Raw genomic sequence first — 18,368 nt, 5'->3', positions numbered from 1 at the left:
CGCACGACCTGCTCCTCGCGGGCCTGCACACCTCCCTCGCCGACCCGGCGATGACCTCGATGAACCTGCTCAACGAGATCTCCATCCGCTACCCGCAGGCGGTCTCCTTCGCGGCCGGCCGCCCGGCCGAGCAGTTCTTCGAGCCGGACGCCGTCCACCGCCACCTGGACCGCTACCTCGACCACCTGCGCACCGAGCGCGGGCTGACCGAGGAGGCGGCCCGCCGGCAGGTGCTCCAGTACGGGCGGACCAAGGGGATCATCCACGACCTGATCGCCACCCACCTCGCGACGGACGAGGGCATCGAGGTGCCCGCCGAGTCGATCGTGGTGACGGTGGGCTGCCAGGAGGCGATGTTCCTGGTGCTGCGGGCGCTGCGCCGCGGCCCCGAGGACGTGGTGCTGGCCGTCTCCCCCACCTACGTGGGGCTGACCGGCGCGGCACTGCTGGCCGACCTGCCGGTGCGGGCGGTGGCCGACGGCCCGGACGGCGTGGACCTCGCCGACCTGCGCCGCCAGTTGGCCGCCGCCCGGGCCGAGGGGCTGCGCCCGCGGGCGCTCTACCTGGTCCCGGACGTGGCCAACCCGAGCGGGGCCAGCCTGCCGCTGGAACTGCGCCGGGAGCTGCTGGAACTGGCGGCCGAGGAGGACTTCCTGCTGCTGGAGGACAACCCGTACTGCGTCTTCGCCGGCGAGGAGCGGCTGCCCTCGCTCAAGGCGCTGGACACCGCGCGGCGGGTGGTCCACCTCGGCTCCTTCGCCAAGACGGCCCTGCCGGGTGCCCGGGTCGGGTACGTGGTGGCGGACCAGCTGGTGGCGGACGGGCAGGGCGCCGCCGTGCTGTTCGCCGACCTGCTCGGCATGATCAAGAGCATGACCACGGTGAACACCTCGCCGATCGCCCAGGCCGTGATCGGCGGCGCGCTGCTGGAGCACGACTACAGCCTGCGGGCCGCCAACACCGAGGTGGCCGCGCTCTACCGGCGCAACCTCTCGCTGGTGCTGGAGGGCCTGGCCCGGCGCTTCCCGCCCGGCAGCGGGGTGACCTGGAACGAGCCGCGCGGCGGGTTCTTCCTGGTGCTCACGGTGCCGTGCGTGGTGGACGACGCGCTGCTCGAACGCTCGGCCTCGGAGTACGGGGTGATCTGGACGCCGATGTCGCACTTCTACCCGGGAGCGGGCGGGGAGCACCAGCTGCGGCTCTCCGTCAGCCAGGTCGACCCGGCCACCGTCGACCGGGGGCTGGACGGGCTGGCCGCGCTGCTCGCCGCACAGTCCTGACCCGCCCGGAAGGGGCGTCCCACCCGGGGCGCCCCTTCCGCCGTGCGTCCACTCCGAGGTGACGGTGCGCTTCGGCCCCGCTACGCCGGGGCAGCATCCCGGCGCAAGCACCGCAGACCCACCGAGGAGGACGCATGCCGCACGACGAGAACCAGCCCGCCGGCGACCGGTCGGCGACGGCAGCGGAGGAGGGCCTGCGCCGCTCGGCCGCCTTCCTCATCGACGAGGCGCTCGGCTTCGTCTTCCCCGCGGCCCTGCGCGCGGCCGCCGACACCGGGGTGGCCGACGCCCTCGCGGGCGGCCCGGCCACCCCCGCCGAACTCGCCGCCGCCACCGGCACGGACGCCCGCAACCTGTACCGGGTGCTGCGCCTGCTCGCCACCCGGGACGTGGTGGCCGAGGACGAGCACGGCCGCTTCACGCTGACCGAGACCGGGCAGGCCCTGCGCAGCGACGTCCCGTACTCGGCGCGCAACGCGGTGCGGATGCTCACCGACCGCACCTTCTGGCTGCCGGCGGAGCGGATGGCCCACTGTCTCACCGAGGGCGCCACGGCCTTCGACGCCGTCTTCGGCGTCCCGTTCTTCGACCACTTCGCCCGGGACGAGGAGACCGCCGCCGTCTTCCACGTCGGCATGGCGGCGATGTCCGACCCGGAGAACGCGGCGATCGCGGCCGCCTACGACTTCCCGGAGACCGGCACGGTGGTGGACGTCGGCGGCGGCCACGGCGGCCTGCTGCTGGAGGTGCTGCGCCGCAACCCCGGCCTGGAGGGCGTGCTCCACGACCGCGCCCACGTCCTGGCCGGCCACCGGCTGGACGGCGACAAGGAGATCGCGAGCCGCTGGAGCACGGCGGAGGGCGACTTCTTCGCCGCCGTGCCCGCCGGTGACGTCCACCTGCTCAAGCGGATCACCCACGACTGGGACGACGACCAGTGCGTCACCCTGCTGAGCCACTGCCGGCGCGCCCTGCGCCCCGGCGGCCGGATCCTGGTCCTGGACGCCGTGGTCCCCCGGGACAACGCGCCCCACCAGGCCAAGACCCTGGACCTGATGATGATGGCCTCGCTCACCGGCCGCGAGCGCACCGAGGCGGACTTCGCGCAGCTGCTCGGACGGGCCGGCCTGCGCCTGTCCCGGATCCTGCCCACCCCGACGGTGCTCTCCGTCGTCGAAGCCGTCCCTCTCTGACGTAACGTCAAGTTCACGCCGATTCAGGATCGTTGCAGCCATCCCAACGTCCGGGCCCTGCCGCACCACCTCGCGTTTTCGGCTGATGACCAGTCAATCTTGGCCGGAATCAGGCCCGTTGGCCCCATCGTTATTGAAAGACCCCTCGACAGGTTGTTATGGTCACGAACTGTCGTGAGCAAGTCAGCCATGTGAGGGGACGATCATGGACGAGTCGAGGCAGCGCCCGGACGACCGAGGGCCTGCGGGTGGCGGCGGCCTCACCCCGGTGACCGGGCCGGAGGGCGGCACCGGGTGGTCGCTCGTCCCGGTCGCGATGCTGCGCCACGCCGGCTACCCGCTCTCCCTGCTGGACCGCGTCGTCGACCCGGCGACCGCCCGGGCCGCCGACGCCGTGCTCGCCCTGCGTGACGAAGCCGTCGAGCTGGGGCGGCAGTTGAAGGCGGCCCTGCGCGCGGAGCAGGCCGGCACCCGGGGCGACCTCGCCTCCGGGGTCGGCATGCTCCGCCCCTTCCCGCCCGCCGGCCTCGCCCGGCTGGAGGCCGAACTCGGCCCGGCCGCCCTGGACTCGGCCAAGCGCTACCAGGACGCGGTGCAGACCCTGGACGGCCACTGGGCGGCCTTCGAGCAGGAGCACGGAGCGGCCCTCGCCCGCGCCCGCCGGGCCGTCGTGGACCTGTTCCGCGAGCCCTCCCTCCAGCAGGTCCTGCTGCTGTCGAACGACGCCCGCTTCGAGGAGTTCACCGCCTGGATCGCCTCCGGCGGCACCGGGTCGGACGGACACGTCAAGCGGATGACCGACCTGCTCGCCATGTACCTCCAGCGGGTCACCACCAAGAACGAGACCCACTCGCACTTCGGCCCCCTCGCCGTCGCCCGGACGGCACCGGAGGCCACCACCCCCGGCATCACCTGGTCCACCGGCCCGCTGCGCCGGACCGCCCTGCTCAGCCACTGGGCGGGCGAGGCGATGGCCGAGGTCTTCAGCGCCCGGCCGGAGACCTTCGAGACCGTCCGCCCCCGCCGGCGCCCGCTCGCCTTCGCCGACGGCCCCCTGGTCCGGCTGTACGCGTTCGAGACCACCACCGGCATGCCGGACGGCTGGCGCTTCGTCGCGGTGAAGTCCGACACCTTCGACGCGCACCGGTCCTGGATCTGGGAGCGCTGCGACGGCGAGCGCACGGTGGCGCAGCTGCGTGCCGCCTGGGCCGAGCGCCCGGACCGTCCGGCCGACCGCACCTTCGACCAGGTGCTGGCCGAACTCGTCGACCAGGACTGGCTGATCGGGCGCTGGGAGATCCCGATCGGGTCCACCGACGTGCTGCGCTCGCTCGCCGGACACCTGGCCGAGGACTCCCCCGACCTCGCTGTGGTGCGCCGCTTCGAGGACGGGCTGCGCCGCTTCGCCGAGGGCCCGGTGGCGCAGCGCGCGGCCCTGCTCGCCGAGCTCAAGGAGACCTTCGAGGAGGTCACCGGGTCCGTGGCCAACCGCTCCGAGGGCCGGCACTACGCCGACCGCAGCATCCTCTACGAGGAGGCGTACAGCCCGGTCGGGGACGTCGTCCTCGGCCCGGACGTCACCGCGCTGATCGGCCGAGAGCTGTCCGTGGTCTACGACCTGACGCTGCTCGTCCCCCGGCTGCGCGTCCGCCGCGAACTGGCGATCCTGCACGGCTGGATGGCGCGGCGCTTCGGCCTCGGCACGCCCGTACCGCTGCCGGACTTCTACGCCGCCTTCTTCGCCGACAAGCCGCAGCTCGCCGTGGAGTGCGAGGAGGTCGACCGGGAGATCACGGCGCTCGACCGGGAGGTCGTCGCCCTGCTGCTGGACGGCGCCGAGGACGGCCGGCACGAGAGCGTCGTCGACCGGGCCCGGCTGGAGGAACTGCTCGCCCGCCACCCGGACACCCCGCCCGGGCTGTGCAACCCGGACGTCATGCTCGCCGCGCCGGACGCCGCCGCGATCGGACGCGGCGACTTCCTCGCCGTCGTGGGCGACTGCCACGCCGTGCGCGAGGCGCTCACCCACTCCAGCTTCGCCACGATGCTCCAGGCCGAGGCACCGGAACTCCTCGACGAGGTCCACGCCCGGTACCGGGGACTGCTCGACGAGGACGAGGTGCTGGTCGACCTCTCCCGCTCGCACCCCGACAAGACCGGCGCCCAACTCACCTACCCCTGCCCGGACCTGGAGGTGTACGGGCTCTCCCCGAAGGCCCGCGGCGACGTCCTCCAGCCGGGCCGGCTGTACCTGGTGGCCACCGCCGACCGGGTGGAGCTGCGCGCCCACGGCCTGGCCGGCCGGCTGAAGCTGCTCGCCCCGCTGGCGGGCGGCCCCAGCATCCGCCAGGACCCGCTCTCCCCGTTCGCCTTCCCCCGGCACTTCGGCGGCGTCGGCATCCGCGACCGGGACCGCGACCACGTGCCCCGCATCCGCTGCGGCCGGATCGTGCTGCACCGGGAGCGCTGGCGCATCCCCGCCGAGGCCCTGCGCGGCTGGAGCCCCGGCGTCCACCGGTCCAAGGGCGACGCCCCCGAGTTCGCCGCCGCCCGCCGGCTGCGCCGCGAGCTCGGCCTGCCGCGCCACGGCTTCCTGAAGATCCCCGGCGAGCCGAAACCGGTCTACGTCGACTGGGACTCCCCCCTCGTCGTCCGGCAGGTCTTCCGGCTCGCCCGGAAGACGGCCGCCCCCCTGGAGTTCAGCGAAATGCTCCCCGCCCCGGAGCACCTCTGGCTCGACATCGACGGAGAACGTCACACCAGCGAGCTGCGCTGTGCGGTCTTCTCGCGCCGTTCCCACTGAGTGCTCCACGTCTGGGCCCCACGCCCTCACCGACCGAAGGCACCGTCATGACCAAGAGCTGCATCGTCCAGTTGCCCTTCCCCTCCAGTCACGACCCCGACCCGAACCTGGCGCGCTACTACGACGACTACGACCGGCGCTTCCGGGCCCTGCTGCCCGAGTACTTCATCCCGGCCGACGGCCTGTGGGAGATGCCGCTGTGGGTCGCCCACCTGACCGCCCTGCTGAACACCGCGGGCCTCGACTCCGTCTTCCGCGACCTGTCCAGGACCCCGGCCGAGCCGGAGGACTGCGCCGAGCCGCTGCTGGACGCGACCGCCGCCGGCGACCTGGTCCTGATGTCCCCGCTCGCCCAGAACCTCCGCCTCGCGCTGGAGGTGGCCAAGCGGCTGGAGCACGCCGGCCGGCGTGTCGTCCTCGGCGGGAACATGGCCCCGCTCGCCCCGGACGGCGCGGTGCACGCCGTGCACCGCGGCCAGCTCGACGCCACCTTCGTGCGCCGGCTCGTCGAACTCGCCGCCGGGTCCGGCGGCAGCCTGGAGAAACCCCTGCTGCCCGGCCTGGTGTCCGACCGGATCACCTGGGCACCGGACTACCGCCACCTCGGCGGCTACCAGGGCCGGGTGCCGCTGCTGCGGCTCAACGCCAGTCACGGCTGCCTGTACCAGTGCTCGTTCTGCGGCGACGCCTGGAGCAAGCAGCTGACCCTGGTCGCCAAGGACGCGCTCGCCCAGGAGGTGGACGAGCTGACCACCCGCTTCCCGGACACCCGGCTCTTCTACATCGGCGACAAGACCTTCGGCCAGTCCCGCGAGGCGGTCGGCAACCTGCTGGACGTCTTCCGCGACCGCCCCGGCTACCGGTTCATCGTGCAGACCCACGTGATGCAGGTGAAGGAGTGGATCGTCGAGGCCATGCTCGAACTCGGCGTCGTCGCCGTGGAGCTCGGCTTCGAGTCGGCCGACTCGCAGATGCTGAAGCGGCTCAACAAGCTCTCCCGCGGCCTGGACGACTACACTTCGAAGATCCGTCAACTCAGCGACGCGGGGCTGAAGATCGTCCTCAACATGATGGGCGGCCTCGACGAGGAGACGGAGGCCGCGCACGGCCAGACCGTCACCTGGATGCGGGAGAACCGATCGGCGCTGTGGCTCTTCAACCTCTACAACTTCGTCCCGTACCCGCTCACCCCGGACTTCCCCAGGCTGCGCGAGCGCATCTTCAACTGGGACTTCGCCGACTGGCGGGAGGACGCCCCGGTCGTCTACCGGCCCCGGCACCTGTCACCCGAGGACAGCTGGGACCTGTTCCAGGAGAAGATCGCCGCCGCGCACGACATCATCCGCGATCCGCTGCCCGTCGCCACACCCGCCGCGCCCCTCGCACCCGCCGCGCAGGAGATCTGACATGACCGAGCTCCCCGACTTCGAAGCGCTCCGGAACAGCGTCAAACCCGAGGACTTCGAGCAGGACCCGCTGCCGGGCTGGGCCGGCGTCGGCACCCTCTTCGGCGCCCCCACCACCACCGCCGACCGGGTGGACGTCGGCGAGCAGGGCTGGGTGGTGTCCGGCGTGCCCTTCGACGCCACCGCCAGCTCCCGGCCCGGCGCCGCGGAGGGGCCGCGGGCGATCCGCCAGGCCAGCCTGGTCTTCTCCAGCTACCTCACCAGCCTGGGCCAGTGGCGGATGCTGGACACCCGCACCGGGCAGACCTTCCGCTACCACGCGCCCCGCGTCGCCGACGCCGGCGACCTGCACATCTACCCGACGGACACGGTGAAGACGTTCCAGGCCGTCGCCGCCGAGAGCCGCCGCCTGAGCCAGAACGCCCCGCGCCTGATCTTCCTCAACGGCGACCACTCCTGCACCTTCCCCACCTTCGCCGGCTTCCGCGCCGGACGGCTCGACCGCGGCGCCGGCCGGGTGGGGTTCATCAACATCGACCACCACTTCGACTTCGGCAACTGGAGCACCCTGCACGGGCCGCTCTACCACGGCTCCAACTCCCGCCGGATCAGCGAGATCCCGCAGATGCGCCCGGAGGACATCGCCTTCGTCGGGGTGGGGGACGTCACCAAGTACGAGCAGTTCCGCGGCCTGCTCGACAGCGGCTTCCACGTCGTGCCCGGCTCCCAGATCACCCGGGACGGCGCCGCCGCGGCCCTGCGCCCGGTGATCGAGGAGCTCGGCTCGCGCTGCGACACGGTCTACGTCTCCCTCGACATCGACGTGCTCGACAGCGCCGCGGCGACCGGCACCGGGCACGTCACCATGGGCGGCATCGGCATCGGCGACCTCCTCGACGTCTACGAGGAGCTGCGGGCGCTGCCCGTCGGCGCCGTCGACATCGCCGAGATCGCGCCCCGCTACGACCCGTCCGGCGGCACCGCGCAGATCGCCGCCCGGCTGCTCTTCGAGTTCCTGTTCCGCACCGAGGGAGCCCCGGCCGAACTCGCGCCCTGGGCCCCCGCCACCCCCTCCGCACCCCTGGAGCACCGGTGAGATTCACGCCCCACGAAGCGCAGTTCGACTGTACCCCGCTGGTCTCCGGGGCCCCGGCCGAGCGTGAGCGGGCGCTGGACGCGCTCGCCACCGAGGCCGTCGAGGTCATCCACCGGGTCGGCTACGCAGTCTTCCGGATCGGCCGGCTGCGGCTGGGCGTCGAGGACAGCCGCCGGCTGTCCACCGGCATCGTCGAGCGCGTGCGCACCGCGCTGATCGCCCGCGGCGCCCCCGAGCGGATGCGCCTGGAGGCCGACAGGGCGCAGCAGACCTACGTGCCCGAGGGCTACACCACCCGGACCCTGCTGCCCCACCACGACGGCCAGCACTGCTCGTACCTGACGCCCAGCCTCCAGGACGCCCCCGACTGGGACCCGTCCCGGCGCACCTACGGCGACTCCGGGTACACCACCACCCCCGCGCACAAGATGTACCAGGGCATCTTCCTGCCGGAGGTCGGCGAGGGGCTGAGCGTCACCACGTACTACGACTGGCTCGGCGTGATCGACGACGTGCTGGAGCGGCGCGGCGTCGACCGGGGGGCCGACCCCGTGGCCACCGCGGCCCGCTGGCTCGGCGACAACCTGCGCCGCGGCCTGGAGCGCCAGCCGGAGCACGGCTGCGCCTACCCCTCGGTGGGCGCCATGCTGGGCCTGGAGGAGCCGCTCTGGCACGGCCTGTCCTTCCACCACAGCGAGGCGGTGCTGACCAAGGAGGAGCGCCGGCGCTTCCCCGCCGCCGTGCCGCTGGCCCACAGCTGTGCGTGCGGCGAGTGCCGCGGCGAGGCGGCCCGGCTGTTCTGCCACCAGGTGCTCATGGCCACGGGCCTGACCTGGGCGCAGTTCCGCCGCCGCTGGGAGGTCCTCGCCCCGGGCGAGCACTGCGACCTCCTGCTCGGCCACAACCTCACCATGCTGCACGGCGGCCTGGCCGGCGGTGCGGGGCGGATCATCGAGCCGCTGTGCCTGGTCGTGGACGACCCGTCCGGCCCCGAGTACGAACGCTGGCTGGCCGCCTCCTGGCGGCGCACCCTGCCCGGAGCCCGCTGATGCGGGGGGCGCCCGCCGCCCTGGCCACCCCGGTCGACCTGCACCTGCACACCCGGCACTCGGACGGGGACGAGGCGCCGGCCGAACTGGCCCGGCGGTGCGTCGAGGCCGGCCTGCGGGTGGCCGCCGTGACGGACCACAACACCGTCGCGGGCGTCGCCGCGTTCGAGCGGGCCGCCGGCGGGCGCCTCACCGTGGTACCGGCCTGCGAGATCACCACCACCTGGCGCGGCGAGGAGACCCACTGCCTGGCCTACTTCGTCGACCCCGGCGACGAACGGTTCCGGCAGCGGATCGGGCGCGTCCACGATGCCGAACTGGCCTGGTGGCGCACCTGGACCGACCGGGCACACGCCCTCGGCGTGCCGCTCGACCGGGCGGACGTCGAGCGGCGCATCGGCGGCGACCGGGTGGCCTACGTCAACGACTACCTGGCCCTGCTGCTGGAGGCGGCCGACGGCGACCCGCGGTTCGCCCCGTACGGCGGGGGCGACGACCGGTTCGCCCGCTTCATCGCCGACTGGTGCCGGCCCGGCCGGCCGCTGCACGTCGAACACCCGGTCAACCCCGACCTGGTGGAGGTGCTGTCCTGGATCGAGCAGGCGGGCGGGGTCGCCGTCCTCGCCCACCCCGGCCCGCTCACCGCCGGCCTGGACGCCCCGCGGTGCGCGGCGCTGCTGGAGCCGCTGCGCGCGGCCGGCCTGGCCGGGCTGGAGGTGTGGACCAGCTGGCACACCCCGGCCGACAGCGCCCGGCTCGCCGAGGCGGCCGAGCGGCTCGGCCTGGTCGCCACCGCCGGGTCCGACTACCACGGGGTGCGGGTCAAGCCCTGGGCGCCGCGCCCCGGCCTGCTGCCCGCGCTCCCCGCCGATCCGCTCGCCGTCCTGGACGCCCTGCACGACCGCCGTCCTCCCGTCCACTCGAGTCCCCAGGTGAGGCTGTGACCACCGTCAACGACCCCCAGACCACCACCGAGCCCGGTGTGCGCGTCGCCTGGCACCTCGCGCCGGTCGTCGTGCTCCGCCAGGCCGGCTTCCCGATGGAGCTGCTCGCGCCCCTGGCGGACCCGGCCGCCGCCGAAGAGGCCCGCGAACTCGTCGCCCACGGGCGGCAACTGAAGGCGCTGGCAGACGAGTTCAAGGCCACCCTCCGCCGGCACCCGGTGCCCGGCGCCGCCAGGCTGTCCTCCCCCGCCGGCTTCCTGCTGCCCGTCCCCGAGCCCGACCTGGCCGCCGCGGCCGCCGCCGTCCCCGCCGAGGCGGCCGCCGCCCTGCGCGCCTACCAGGACGCCGCCCGGCGGTTCGCCGAGGAGCAGGCGCGGTTCGCCGCCCGGCACCAGGAGCGCCTCGACCGGGCCGGGGCCGCCGTGGTCGCGGCCTTCGGCGACGAACGCCTGCGGCAGGTCCTGCTGCTCTCCAACGACTCCGCCTACCCCATCTTCGCCGCCTGGCTCGACGGCTTCGACGGCTCGACCGGCCGGCGCACCCGCAAGATGACCGACCTGCTCACCATGTACCTCCAGCGGGTCACCACCAAGAACGAGACCCACTCGCACTTCGGCCCCTTCACCCCCGGCCGGGTCGGCACGGCCCCCGGCATCACCTGGTCCGGCGAGCGGGAGCTGGAACGGCGGGCGCTGTTCAGCCACTGGGCCGCCGAGAAGCTCGCCCAGAGCGCCGCCGCCGTCCCCGGCCTGCTCGACCACGCCCGGCCCCGGCGTCGCCCGCTGTCCTTCCTGCGCGACGGCCGGATCGACCTGTACGCCTTCACCACCCGCGACGGCCTGGACACCGACTGGGACTTCCGGCACCTCGGCGGGCGGCCGGTGGAACCGTACGAGGCCTGGCTGTGGCAGCACTGCGACGGCGAGCGCACCCTGCGCGAACTGCGCGGGGCCTGGCAGGACGAGCTGCGCTGCCCCGTCCCCTTCGACCGGGTCCTCGCCGAACTCGCCGACCGCGAATGGGTGGTCGTCGAGTTCGAGATCCCGATCGGCGACCACCGGCCACTGGCCGCCCTGCGCGAGCAGCTGCTCGCCGCCCCCACCGAACTGGCCGCCCCGCTGCTCACCGCGATCGACGGCTTCGAGGCGGACCTGGCCCGCTTCGCCCGGCTGCCGCTGCCCGAGCGCGCGGCCGCGCTCGCCGGCACCAAGGCCCGGTTCGAGCAGCTGACCGCAGGCCCCGCCAACCGCAACAGCGGCCTGCACTACGCCGACCGCAGCATCCTGTTCGAGGAGGCCCGCGGCCACCCGGCCGACCTGACCGTCGGCCCGGACCTCGCCCGCTTCATCACGGACGAACTTTCCATCGTGTACGAGACCGTGCTGGCCGGCCCGCGCCTGCGGATGCGACGCGAACTGGTCATCCTCACCCGGTGGGTGGCCGAGCGGTTCGGCCCCGGCGTCGAGATCCCGCTGGACGTGCTCTACGCCGAGTTCTTCCGCGACCGGGAGGCCATCGCCCGGGAGTGCCTCGCCGTCGAGGCCGAACTCGCCGAACTGGACCGGGCGATCGGCGCGGCCCTGCTCGGCGAGGCCGCGACGGACCCGGACCGCTCCGAGGTCGTGGTGGACCGGGAGCGGATGGCGGCCGTCCTCGCCTCCCAGCCGAGCAGCCCGCCGGCGGTCTGCGACCCGGACATCCTGTTCGCCGCGAAGAGCCGGGAGGACCTGGCCGAGGGCCGGTTCACCGCCGTCATCGGCGACTGCCACGCGGTGCGGGAGGTCATCACCCACACCAGCTTCGGCCCGCTGATCCAGGAGCACGCCCCCGAACTGCTCTCCGAGGTGTACCGCGGCTACCGGTCCCTGCTCGCGGACGACGAGGTGCTCGCCAACCTGTCCCGCGGCCACCCCGACAAGTCCTCCACCCAACTCGTCTACCCCTGCCACGACCTGGAGGTCTACGGCCGCTCCGCGCAGTCCCGCGACCGGGTGCTGCAGCCCTCCCAGCTGTACCTGGTACTGCGCGGCGACCGGCTGGAGCTGCGCGCCCACGGCGTCGAGGGCCGGCTGCGCCTGATGGCGCCCCCGGCCGGCGGCCCGAGCATCCGGCAGGACCCGCTCTCCCCGTTCGCCTTCCCCCGCCACTTCGGCGGCGCCGGACTCGACGCCCCCGACCTGGCGCACATCCCGCGCATCCGCTGCGGCCGCGTCGTGCTGCAGCGCGAGACCTGGCGCATCCCCGCCGCCCGGCTGCGCGACACCACCGCCCTCGGCCGGCAGAAGGGCCGGGACGACGCCGCCCAGTTCGTCGCCGCCTGCCGGCTGCGCGCCGAACACCGGCTGCCCCGGCACGTCTTCGTCAAGGTCCCCGGCGAGCCGAAGCCGGTCTACGTCGACTGGGAGTCCCCGCTGCTGGTGCGGCAGCTCGGCCGGCTGGCCGCCAAGGCCAAGGGCACCCTGGAGATCTCCGAGATGCTGCCCGCCCCCGACCAGCGCTGGCTGGACGTGGACGGCCACCGGTACACCAGCGAACTGCGCTGCGCCGTCTTCTCGGCGGGGCGCAGTCCCGCCGCGGAGCCGCGCGGGTGAGCACCGACACCACCGTCCGCCCCGTCTCCGGCTACCACCGGGTCATCGGCGCCGCGGCCTCCTCCGCGGTCGGCGACGGCATGCGCTTCGCCGCGCTGCCGCTGCTGTCCACCGCGGTGCTGCACGACGCCTTCCAGGTGTCCGCGGTCACCGCGGCGACCACCGTGCCCTGGCTGCTGTTCGCCCTGCCCGCCGGGGCGTACGCCGACCGCTTCGAGCGGCGCCTGCTGATGGTCCTCGCCGACCTGCTGCGCGCCGCGGTGCTGGTCCTCACCGTCGTACTGCTCGCCGCCGACCGGCTGACCTTCTGGCCGCTGCTCACCGCCGCGTTCCTGCTGGGCGTCGGCGAGGTGCTGTTCGACTGCGCGTCCTTCGCGCTGCTGCCGAGCGTCGTCCCCAAGGAGCGGCTGGAGTCGGCGAACGGCCGGCTCTTCGCCGTCCAGACCGTCGGCCGCGACCTGCTCGGGCAGGTCGTCGGCGGTGTGCTGTTCACGGTGGGCCGGGCGGTGCCGCTGCTGCTCGACGCGGTCTCCTTCCTGGTCTCCGCGGCGCTGCTGCGCGGCGTGCGCGGGCCCGCACCCGAGCCCGGGACCGCGCCGCCCGCCGAGAAGCCCCGGCTGCTGTCCGACATCCGCGAGGGCGTCGCGCTGGTGCTGCGCGACCCGCTGCTGCGTGCCCTGACCGTCTCCGCCGGCGTCATCAACGCCGTGTACCTGGGGCAGATCGCCGTCTTCGTCATCCTGGTGCGCGACGTGCTGGAGCTCCCGGACTCCGCCTACGGGGCACTGCTGGCCGCCGGGGCGATCGGCGGCGTGGTCGGCGGCATGGTCGCCAGCCGGCTGACCACGGCGATCGGCCGGGTCCCCGCGCTGGTCGGCAACCTGGCCCTGATGGGCGTCGCGGGCCTGGCGGTGGGGGCGAGCGACCGGGTGTGGGTGGTCACCGTCGCCTACTGCCTCACCGGCTTCGCCCTGATGGTCTGGAACGTCGTCGCCGTCTCGCTGCGCCAGACGATCATCCCGGACCGGATGCTCGGCCGGGCCACCGGCGTCTACCGGCTGTTCGCCTGGGGCACGATGCCCCTCGGCGCGCTGGTCTTCGGCCGGGTGAGCACCTCGGCCGGGCCGCGCGCCGCCTTCGCCCTCGGCGGCGTGGTCACCCTGCTGACCTGCCTGCCGATCGCCTACGCCCTGCTGAGGGACAGCAGGGTGACCGACCGTCGCAAGACTCCCGAGGATGCACATGAGTGAGCGTTTCGCCGTACTGGACCGGCTGGCCGAGCAGTGGGGCCTCAGCGGCCTGGAACTCGTCGGCAAGGGCCTGGAGTTCACCGTCTTCCGGGCCCTGGGCCGGGACGGCGAACCGGTCGCCGTACGGCTCGCGCACCGGCGGTTCGACTCCAACGCCAACGACCCGCACGTGGACACCCGCGCCCTGCTCGTCCAGGAGTACGCCATCGCCCGGCACCTGGCCGAGCACGGCCTGCCGGTCGCCCGGGCCCGGGAGCTGGTCCTCGCCGACGACCCGAACTCGCCCGACGTGCTGCTCTCCGACTACGTCGACGACGACGGCTCCCCGCTCGACTCCCACGCCCTCGGGCAGCTCCTCGCCCGGCTGCACCGGGTGCCGCCACCGCGGCTGCGCCCCGTCGCCGCCGAGGGCGGCAGCACGATCGACGCCCTCACCACCCGGATAGCCCGCCGCTGGGCCGAACTCGCCCGCCACGTCGACGACTGGCCCGAGCCCCCGGCCGCCGGCCTCCTCGCCCGCGGGCTCTCCCCCCTCATCGAGAGCAGCCTGCTCCACCTCGACGTCCGCAGCTCCAACATCCGCCGCCACCAGGGCCGGACCACCGCCCTCCTCGACTGGTCGAACGCCCTGCTCGGCTCCCCCGCCCTGGAGTTCGGCCGGCTCGCCGAATACGCCCGCTACCCCGAGAACGACCTCGACCTCACCACCCTCCGCGCCGGCTACGCGACCGTCGCCCCCGTGCCCGCCGAGGACGATCCCTGCCTCCTCGCCTGCCGCCTGGACGCCGCCCTGATGCTCGCCCTGGTCTTCCTCTCCGAAGCCCCCGACCCCACCCGCGGCCCCACCGCCGCCGCCCACGCCCGCGACCTGGCCCTGCGCCTCACCACCGCGCGCCCGTAACCGTCCGCCCCCGGCAGGGACCGGCGCCACCCGGCACCGGTCCCTGTCCGCATCGACGGCCGCCCTCGCCGCCCTGGTCGTCCAGCCCGTTCACAACGCCGGTCACCGGCTCGGCCGGGCCGGCCGGCGACGCCGCCACCAGGCCTGGTCGCGAACCGGCCACGATGGTCAACAAGCCACTCAGGAACGAGGATCATGAACGTCGGCTGGAGTACCATGAGCGCGACCCAGCCAGATAAAATTCCGCCGCGGGGGTGACGGTTTGGAAGAGTCGGCTATGCCACCTGATGTGACGCGTCGTGACGATGCCGGTTCCGGTGGTGGGGTGCTCGATGCCGCCGTGACGCGCCGTGACGACGGTGGTGGTGGTTCCCCGGCTCTGCTGCGACTGCCGTCGGCGCTTGCCGAACGGTTCGCGGTGGTCGGGGAGTTGCCGCACCAGGGGCGTGAGGCGGACGTGCTGCTGGTCCGCGACGCGGCGGGGGGTGAGTTCGTCGCGAAGGTGTACCGCAGCGGGGTACGGGTCATGCCCGAGGTCTGGGAGCGCCTGCGGGGACTGGACACCAGCCATGTGGTGCGGGTCGTCGAGACGGGCTTCTCGGACGGGCGCGACTTCGAGGTGTCGGAGTACCTCCCCTGCGGGTCGCTGGAGGACCTGGTCCGGGTGGGGGCCGTGCTGGCGCCGGCCGCCCTGTCCGGGGTCGTCTCCCAGTTGACGGAGGCGGTGGCGCATCTGCACGGCGCGGGGATCGTGCACGGCGATCTGAAGCCCTCGAACGTGCTCTTACGCCGGCGGGAACCGCTGGAGTTGGCGCTGGCGGACTTCGGCGTGAGCAAGTCCCTGGACGTGACGTCCCGGTTCACGCAGCGCGTGTTCGGGACGCTGGCGTACTCGGCGCCGGAGTACCTGTTCGGCGCGGAGGTGTCCGGTTCGCAGGACTGGTGGGCGGTGGGGATGATCGCCCGTCAACTCGCCACCGGCCGTGCGCCGTTCGACGGCCTGTCGGAGCCGGCGGTCCGGCACCACCTGGCGACCCGGCCGGTCGACGTGTCGGATGTCGCGGATGAGCGGGTGCGGCTGCTGTGCAGCGGGCTGCTGGTCAGGGATCCTGGCCGCCGGTGGGGCGCTTCCGAGGTGCGCAGGTGGCTCGACGGCGGCACCCCGGAGGTGGCGGAGGAGTCACCCGCTGCGGGCACCGAGCCGGCGAGCGCCACCGGCCGCAGTCCCCTGCAGTTCAACGGTGTGAAGTACACCGAGAAGACGGCACTGGCCCGGGCCCTGGCAGCGGACTGGGAGACCGCCGCACGCCGGTTCTTCGTGTCCATGGGGGAACGGGACAACCCCAGCCAGGGCTGGCGCCAACTGCGCAACTGGCTGGCGCAGTTCGACGATCCCGAGCACGACGGCGCCGAAGAGCTCGTGGACCTGATCGACGTCCACCTCCCGGGAACCGACGTGCCGGACGCGAAGGTGCTGCGGCTGCTGCACTGGCTCGATCCGACGATGCCGCCCGTCTACCGCGGCACGCGCATGCTTCCCGAGGACCTGCTCACGCTCGCCGAACAGGCCTTGTCCCCCCAGGACGACGACGGACGCCGGACCGCGCGGGGGCTCGTCGACGAGTTGTACACCCGCGACCTGCTCGCCGTCCTCGCGACCTTCGGCGAGGGCACCCACCGGCTCGCCGACGTGAACCGCCGTTGGCGCGACCTGAATGCCCGGTGGGACGGACTGCAGGAGTCGACCGCCCTGCCACCCAGGATCCGGAGGGAACTCACGGGCTCCGAGATCCGCGTGGAGGCGCTGGCCGTCGCGGTCTCCCCGGAATGGGCCCGGGCGCTACGACAACGGGTCGAATCCTCCGCGGCGTCCGTACCGGGCAGGATCGGCTGGTTCGACGCGCTGCTGGCCGACGGCGGGGACCCTGTCCGTCACCTGGCGGCCCTGCGCACGCTGACGACCGCCGTCGCCGAAGCCCGCCGCCTGGAGGAGGCGCTGCGCGCCAACGAGGCCGCGGCGACGGCGCAGCGGCGCGAGTGGCAGGAATCCGAGGAACGCAGGCAGTCCGGCACCGGAGAGGCGATCCTGCGCGCCCTCGGCGGAGTGGCCCTGCTGTTCGCCCTGCCGGTCGGTGTGCCGCTGGTGCTGGGAACCCTGGTCGGCGAGGAGGAGTTCCTGTCGCGGTTCATCCCTGCCGCGACGGTGACCTGCGGGGTTCCGCTCGTCTGCGAGCTGGTGCTGGCAGCGAAGCTCGGGCAGCTCTACCACCCGCAGTGGTCCCTTCAGTCCCGCCTCGCCGACATCGGCCGCCGCCTGTCCGGCGGGCGGGAAGCACTGGCGACCCAACTGCGGCCGATGCGGAAGAGGACGGTCGCCTTCGGCGGGGGCTGCATCCTCTACCTGGTACTCGGTACCGTGATCTGGGTGATCGTCACGCTGGAGATATGGTCACCGATCACCCTGGTGGTTGCGGCGGGGTACGGATTCTGGTCGTTCCTCCGGTACCGGGAGTGGCGCACGGCGCACGAGGCGCAGCAGACGCAGGTTCTGGGGGAGCGATGAGCGGGCCCAAATGCACGACGTACCGGGTCGACGAGGCCCTCACCGCGGCGGCGTTGCGCGCGGCCGCGGAGGACGCCGCGGTGCGCGAGGCCACGCGGCGCCGTGAGGAGGCCGCCCGCCAGGCAGCCCTCCGGGCCGCGGCTGCCCGGGACGCCGCCGTGCGCGCGGTGAAGTCGCGCAACGCGCGGATCGCGGCTCTCGCCGTGTCCCTCGACGGCTTCGAGCAGCAGTACGGTGCCGCCGTCAGCGTGCGGCCCCTCGAACCGTTGCGCATCGACGCGCAGTCCACGTCCCAGCTGGAGGACTGGTGCGCCGAGGCCGACCGCGCGCTGGCCGCCGCGGAGCGGGAACTGCGGGAGCAGGCCGCCCGCGCCCTCGCGGCGAGCCTGTTCGCCGACGTGGCCGGGTACACCGCCGGGCGCCGTCCGGTCGGCGCCGCCGAGTTGTTCGCGGACCGCCCGGAGCCCTCCGGCGTCGTCGTCTCCGAGTCCTCGGACGAAGCCGCGCGCGAGGAGCTCGAACAAACCCTGACCCGGGTCCTGTCGCGCCTCCTTCCGGACTGCGGCCAGGGCGACCGGGCGGACGCTCGGCTGGCCGCGGCGCGGGTGGCCGAGGCGGCCACCCTCGACGAAGCACGCACCTGGCTGACCGAGACGAGGCTCCGGGTCCAACGTGCCAATTCGGCCGCGGAGGCCAGGCGGCGCGACGCCGACGAAGCGATCGGGTTCCTCCACGACCTCGAGAACGCCCCGGTGGCGGACGTGGACCCGGTGCGGGCTCTGCTCGCGGAGGTCGCGGCCGGCCGCCTCGCCCTCGACGAGCCGCTGCGCCGACGGGTGGCCGGTTGCCGGGCCGCGGCCGAGGCGGAAGCCGAACAGCGGTACGTGGTCAACACGGTGACGGACGCCCTCACCGACCTCGGCTACCAGGTCAGCCAGGGATTCGAGACGCTCACCGTCACCGACGGCGCCCTGCGCCTGTCACGGAGCGAGTGGCCCGAGCACGCGGTCAACCTGGTCGTCGACCAGCAGGGCGGTCAGATGCGTACCGCGGTGGTGCGCACCGCGGCCGGAAGCGGTGACGACGACGCGCACATCGACGTCGAGCGCGAAGAGCAGTGGTGTCAGGACTTCGACGAACTGCGTGGCCGCCTCGCACGGGCGGGGCTGAGCACGGACGTTCTTGTCGCCGTCCCGCCCGGAGAGGTTCCGGTGCCCCTGGCCGCCTCCCCGGCCGCTTCGAGCACGCGGGCCCGGCCCCGGTACCGGGAGCGCGATCGATGATCCGTCCGA

The 18,368-nt window shown here is 73.8% G+C and carries 12 protein-coding genes; all 12 read left to right on the top strand.

What is annotated here, in order from left to right:
* The first annotated feature begins 50 nt into the window (after positions 1–50).
* The 12 genes from ACIRRH_RS24785 to ACIRRH_RS24730 all read left to right on the top strand — a co-directional run bounded on the left by ACIRRH_RS24785 (position 51) and on the right by ACIRRH_RS24730 (position 18,359).
* Positions 51–1,280, top strand: coding sequence for an aminotransferase class I/II-fold pyridoxal phosphate-dependent enzyme (locus ACIRRH_RS24785; protein WP_403071338.1), 1,230 nt, complete (start codon positions 51–53; stop codon positions 1,278–1,280).
* Positions 1,281–1,414: 134 nt separating this feature from the next.
* Complete coding sequence (locus ACIRRH_RS24780; protein WP_403071263.1) at positions 1,415–2,473, top strand: methyltransferase; 1,059 nt, start codon at positions 1,415–1,417, stop codon at positions 2,471–2,473.
* 205 nt (positions 2,474–2,678) lie between these two features.
* The gene (locus ACIRRH_RS24775; RefSeq protein ID WP_403071261.1) at positions 2,679–5,276 is read left to right on the top strand and encodes a lantibiotic dehydratase; all 2,598 of its coding nucleotides are present in this window, start codon (positions 2,679–2,681) and stop codon (positions 5,274–5,276) included.
* 47 nt (positions 5,277–5,323) lie between these two features.
* A complete protein-coding gene (locus ACIRRH_RS24770) occupies positions 5,324–6,682 on the top strand; it encodes a B12-binding domain-containing radical SAM protein (protein ID WP_403071258.1) in 1,359 nt (452 codons plus the stop codon).
* Between the two features lies 1 nt (position 6,683).
* The gene (locus ACIRRH_RS24765; protein WP_403071255.1) at positions 6,684–7,778 is read left to right on the top strand and encodes an arginase family protein; all 1,095 of its coding nucleotides are present in this window, start codon (positions 6,684–6,686) and stop codon (positions 7,776–7,778) included.
* Positions 7,775–8,827 (top strand): hypothetical protein, encoded by a 1,053-nt coding sequence (locus ACIRRH_RS24760; protein ID WP_403071252.1) that lies wholly within the window; start codon positions 7,775–7,777, stop codon positions 8,825–8,827. The genes ACIRRH_RS24765 and ACIRRH_RS24760 overlap by 4 nt, the downstream gene beginning before the upstream one ends.
* A complete protein-coding gene (locus ACIRRH_RS24755; protein ID WP_403071249.1) occupies positions 8,827–9,771 on the top strand; it encodes a PHP domain-containing protein in 945 nt (314 codons plus the stop codon). The genes ACIRRH_RS24760 and ACIRRH_RS24755 overlap by 1 nt, the downstream gene beginning before the upstream one ends.
* Entirely contained in the window at positions 9,768–12,362 is a 2,595-nt protein-coding gene (locus tag ACIRRH_RS24750; protein WP_403071246.1) for a lantibiotic dehydratase, read from the top strand. Before ACIRRH_RS24755 ends, ACIRRH_RS24750 begins: the two co-directional genes overlap by 4 nt.
* Positions 12,359–13,612, top strand: coding sequence for an MFS transporter (locus tag ACIRRH_RS24745; RefSeq protein WP_403071244.1), 1,254 nt, complete (start codon positions 12,359–12,361; stop codon positions 13,610–13,612). Before ACIRRH_RS24750 ends, ACIRRH_RS24745 begins: the two co-directional genes overlap by 4 nt.
* Positions 13,605–14,513 (top strand): phosphotransferase family protein, encoded by a 909-nt coding sequence (locus tag ACIRRH_RS24740; protein WP_403071241.1) that lies wholly within the window; start codon positions 13,605–13,607, stop codon positions 14,511–14,513. Before ACIRRH_RS24745 ends, ACIRRH_RS24740 begins: the two co-directional genes overlap by 8 nt.
* A gap of 340 nt (positions 14,514–14,853) precedes the next feature.
* Complete coding sequence (locus ACIRRH_RS24735; protein ID WP_403071238.1) at positions 14,854–17,076, top strand: serine/threonine protein kinase; 2,223 nt, start codon at positions 14,854–14,856, stop codon at positions 17,074–17,076.
* The gene (locus ACIRRH_RS24730) at positions 17,073–18,359 is read left to right on the top strand and encodes a hypothetical protein (RefSeq protein ID WP_403071235.1); all 1,287 of its coding nucleotides are present in this window, start codon (positions 17,073–17,075) and stop codon (positions 18,357–18,359) included. Before ACIRRH_RS24735 ends, ACIRRH_RS24730 begins: the two co-directional genes overlap by 4 nt.
* The last annotated feature ends 9 nt before the right edge of the window (positions 18,360–18,368 follow it).

It is taken from the genome of Kitasatospora sp. NPDC101235 (genome assembly GCF_044767505.1).
GTDB lineage: Bacteria > Actinomycetota > Actinomycetes > Streptomycetales > Streptomycetaceae > Kitasatospora.
The sequence above is the reverse complement of the archived record's forward strand: the minus strand, read 5'-3'. Positions and strand labels throughout refer to the sequence as shown.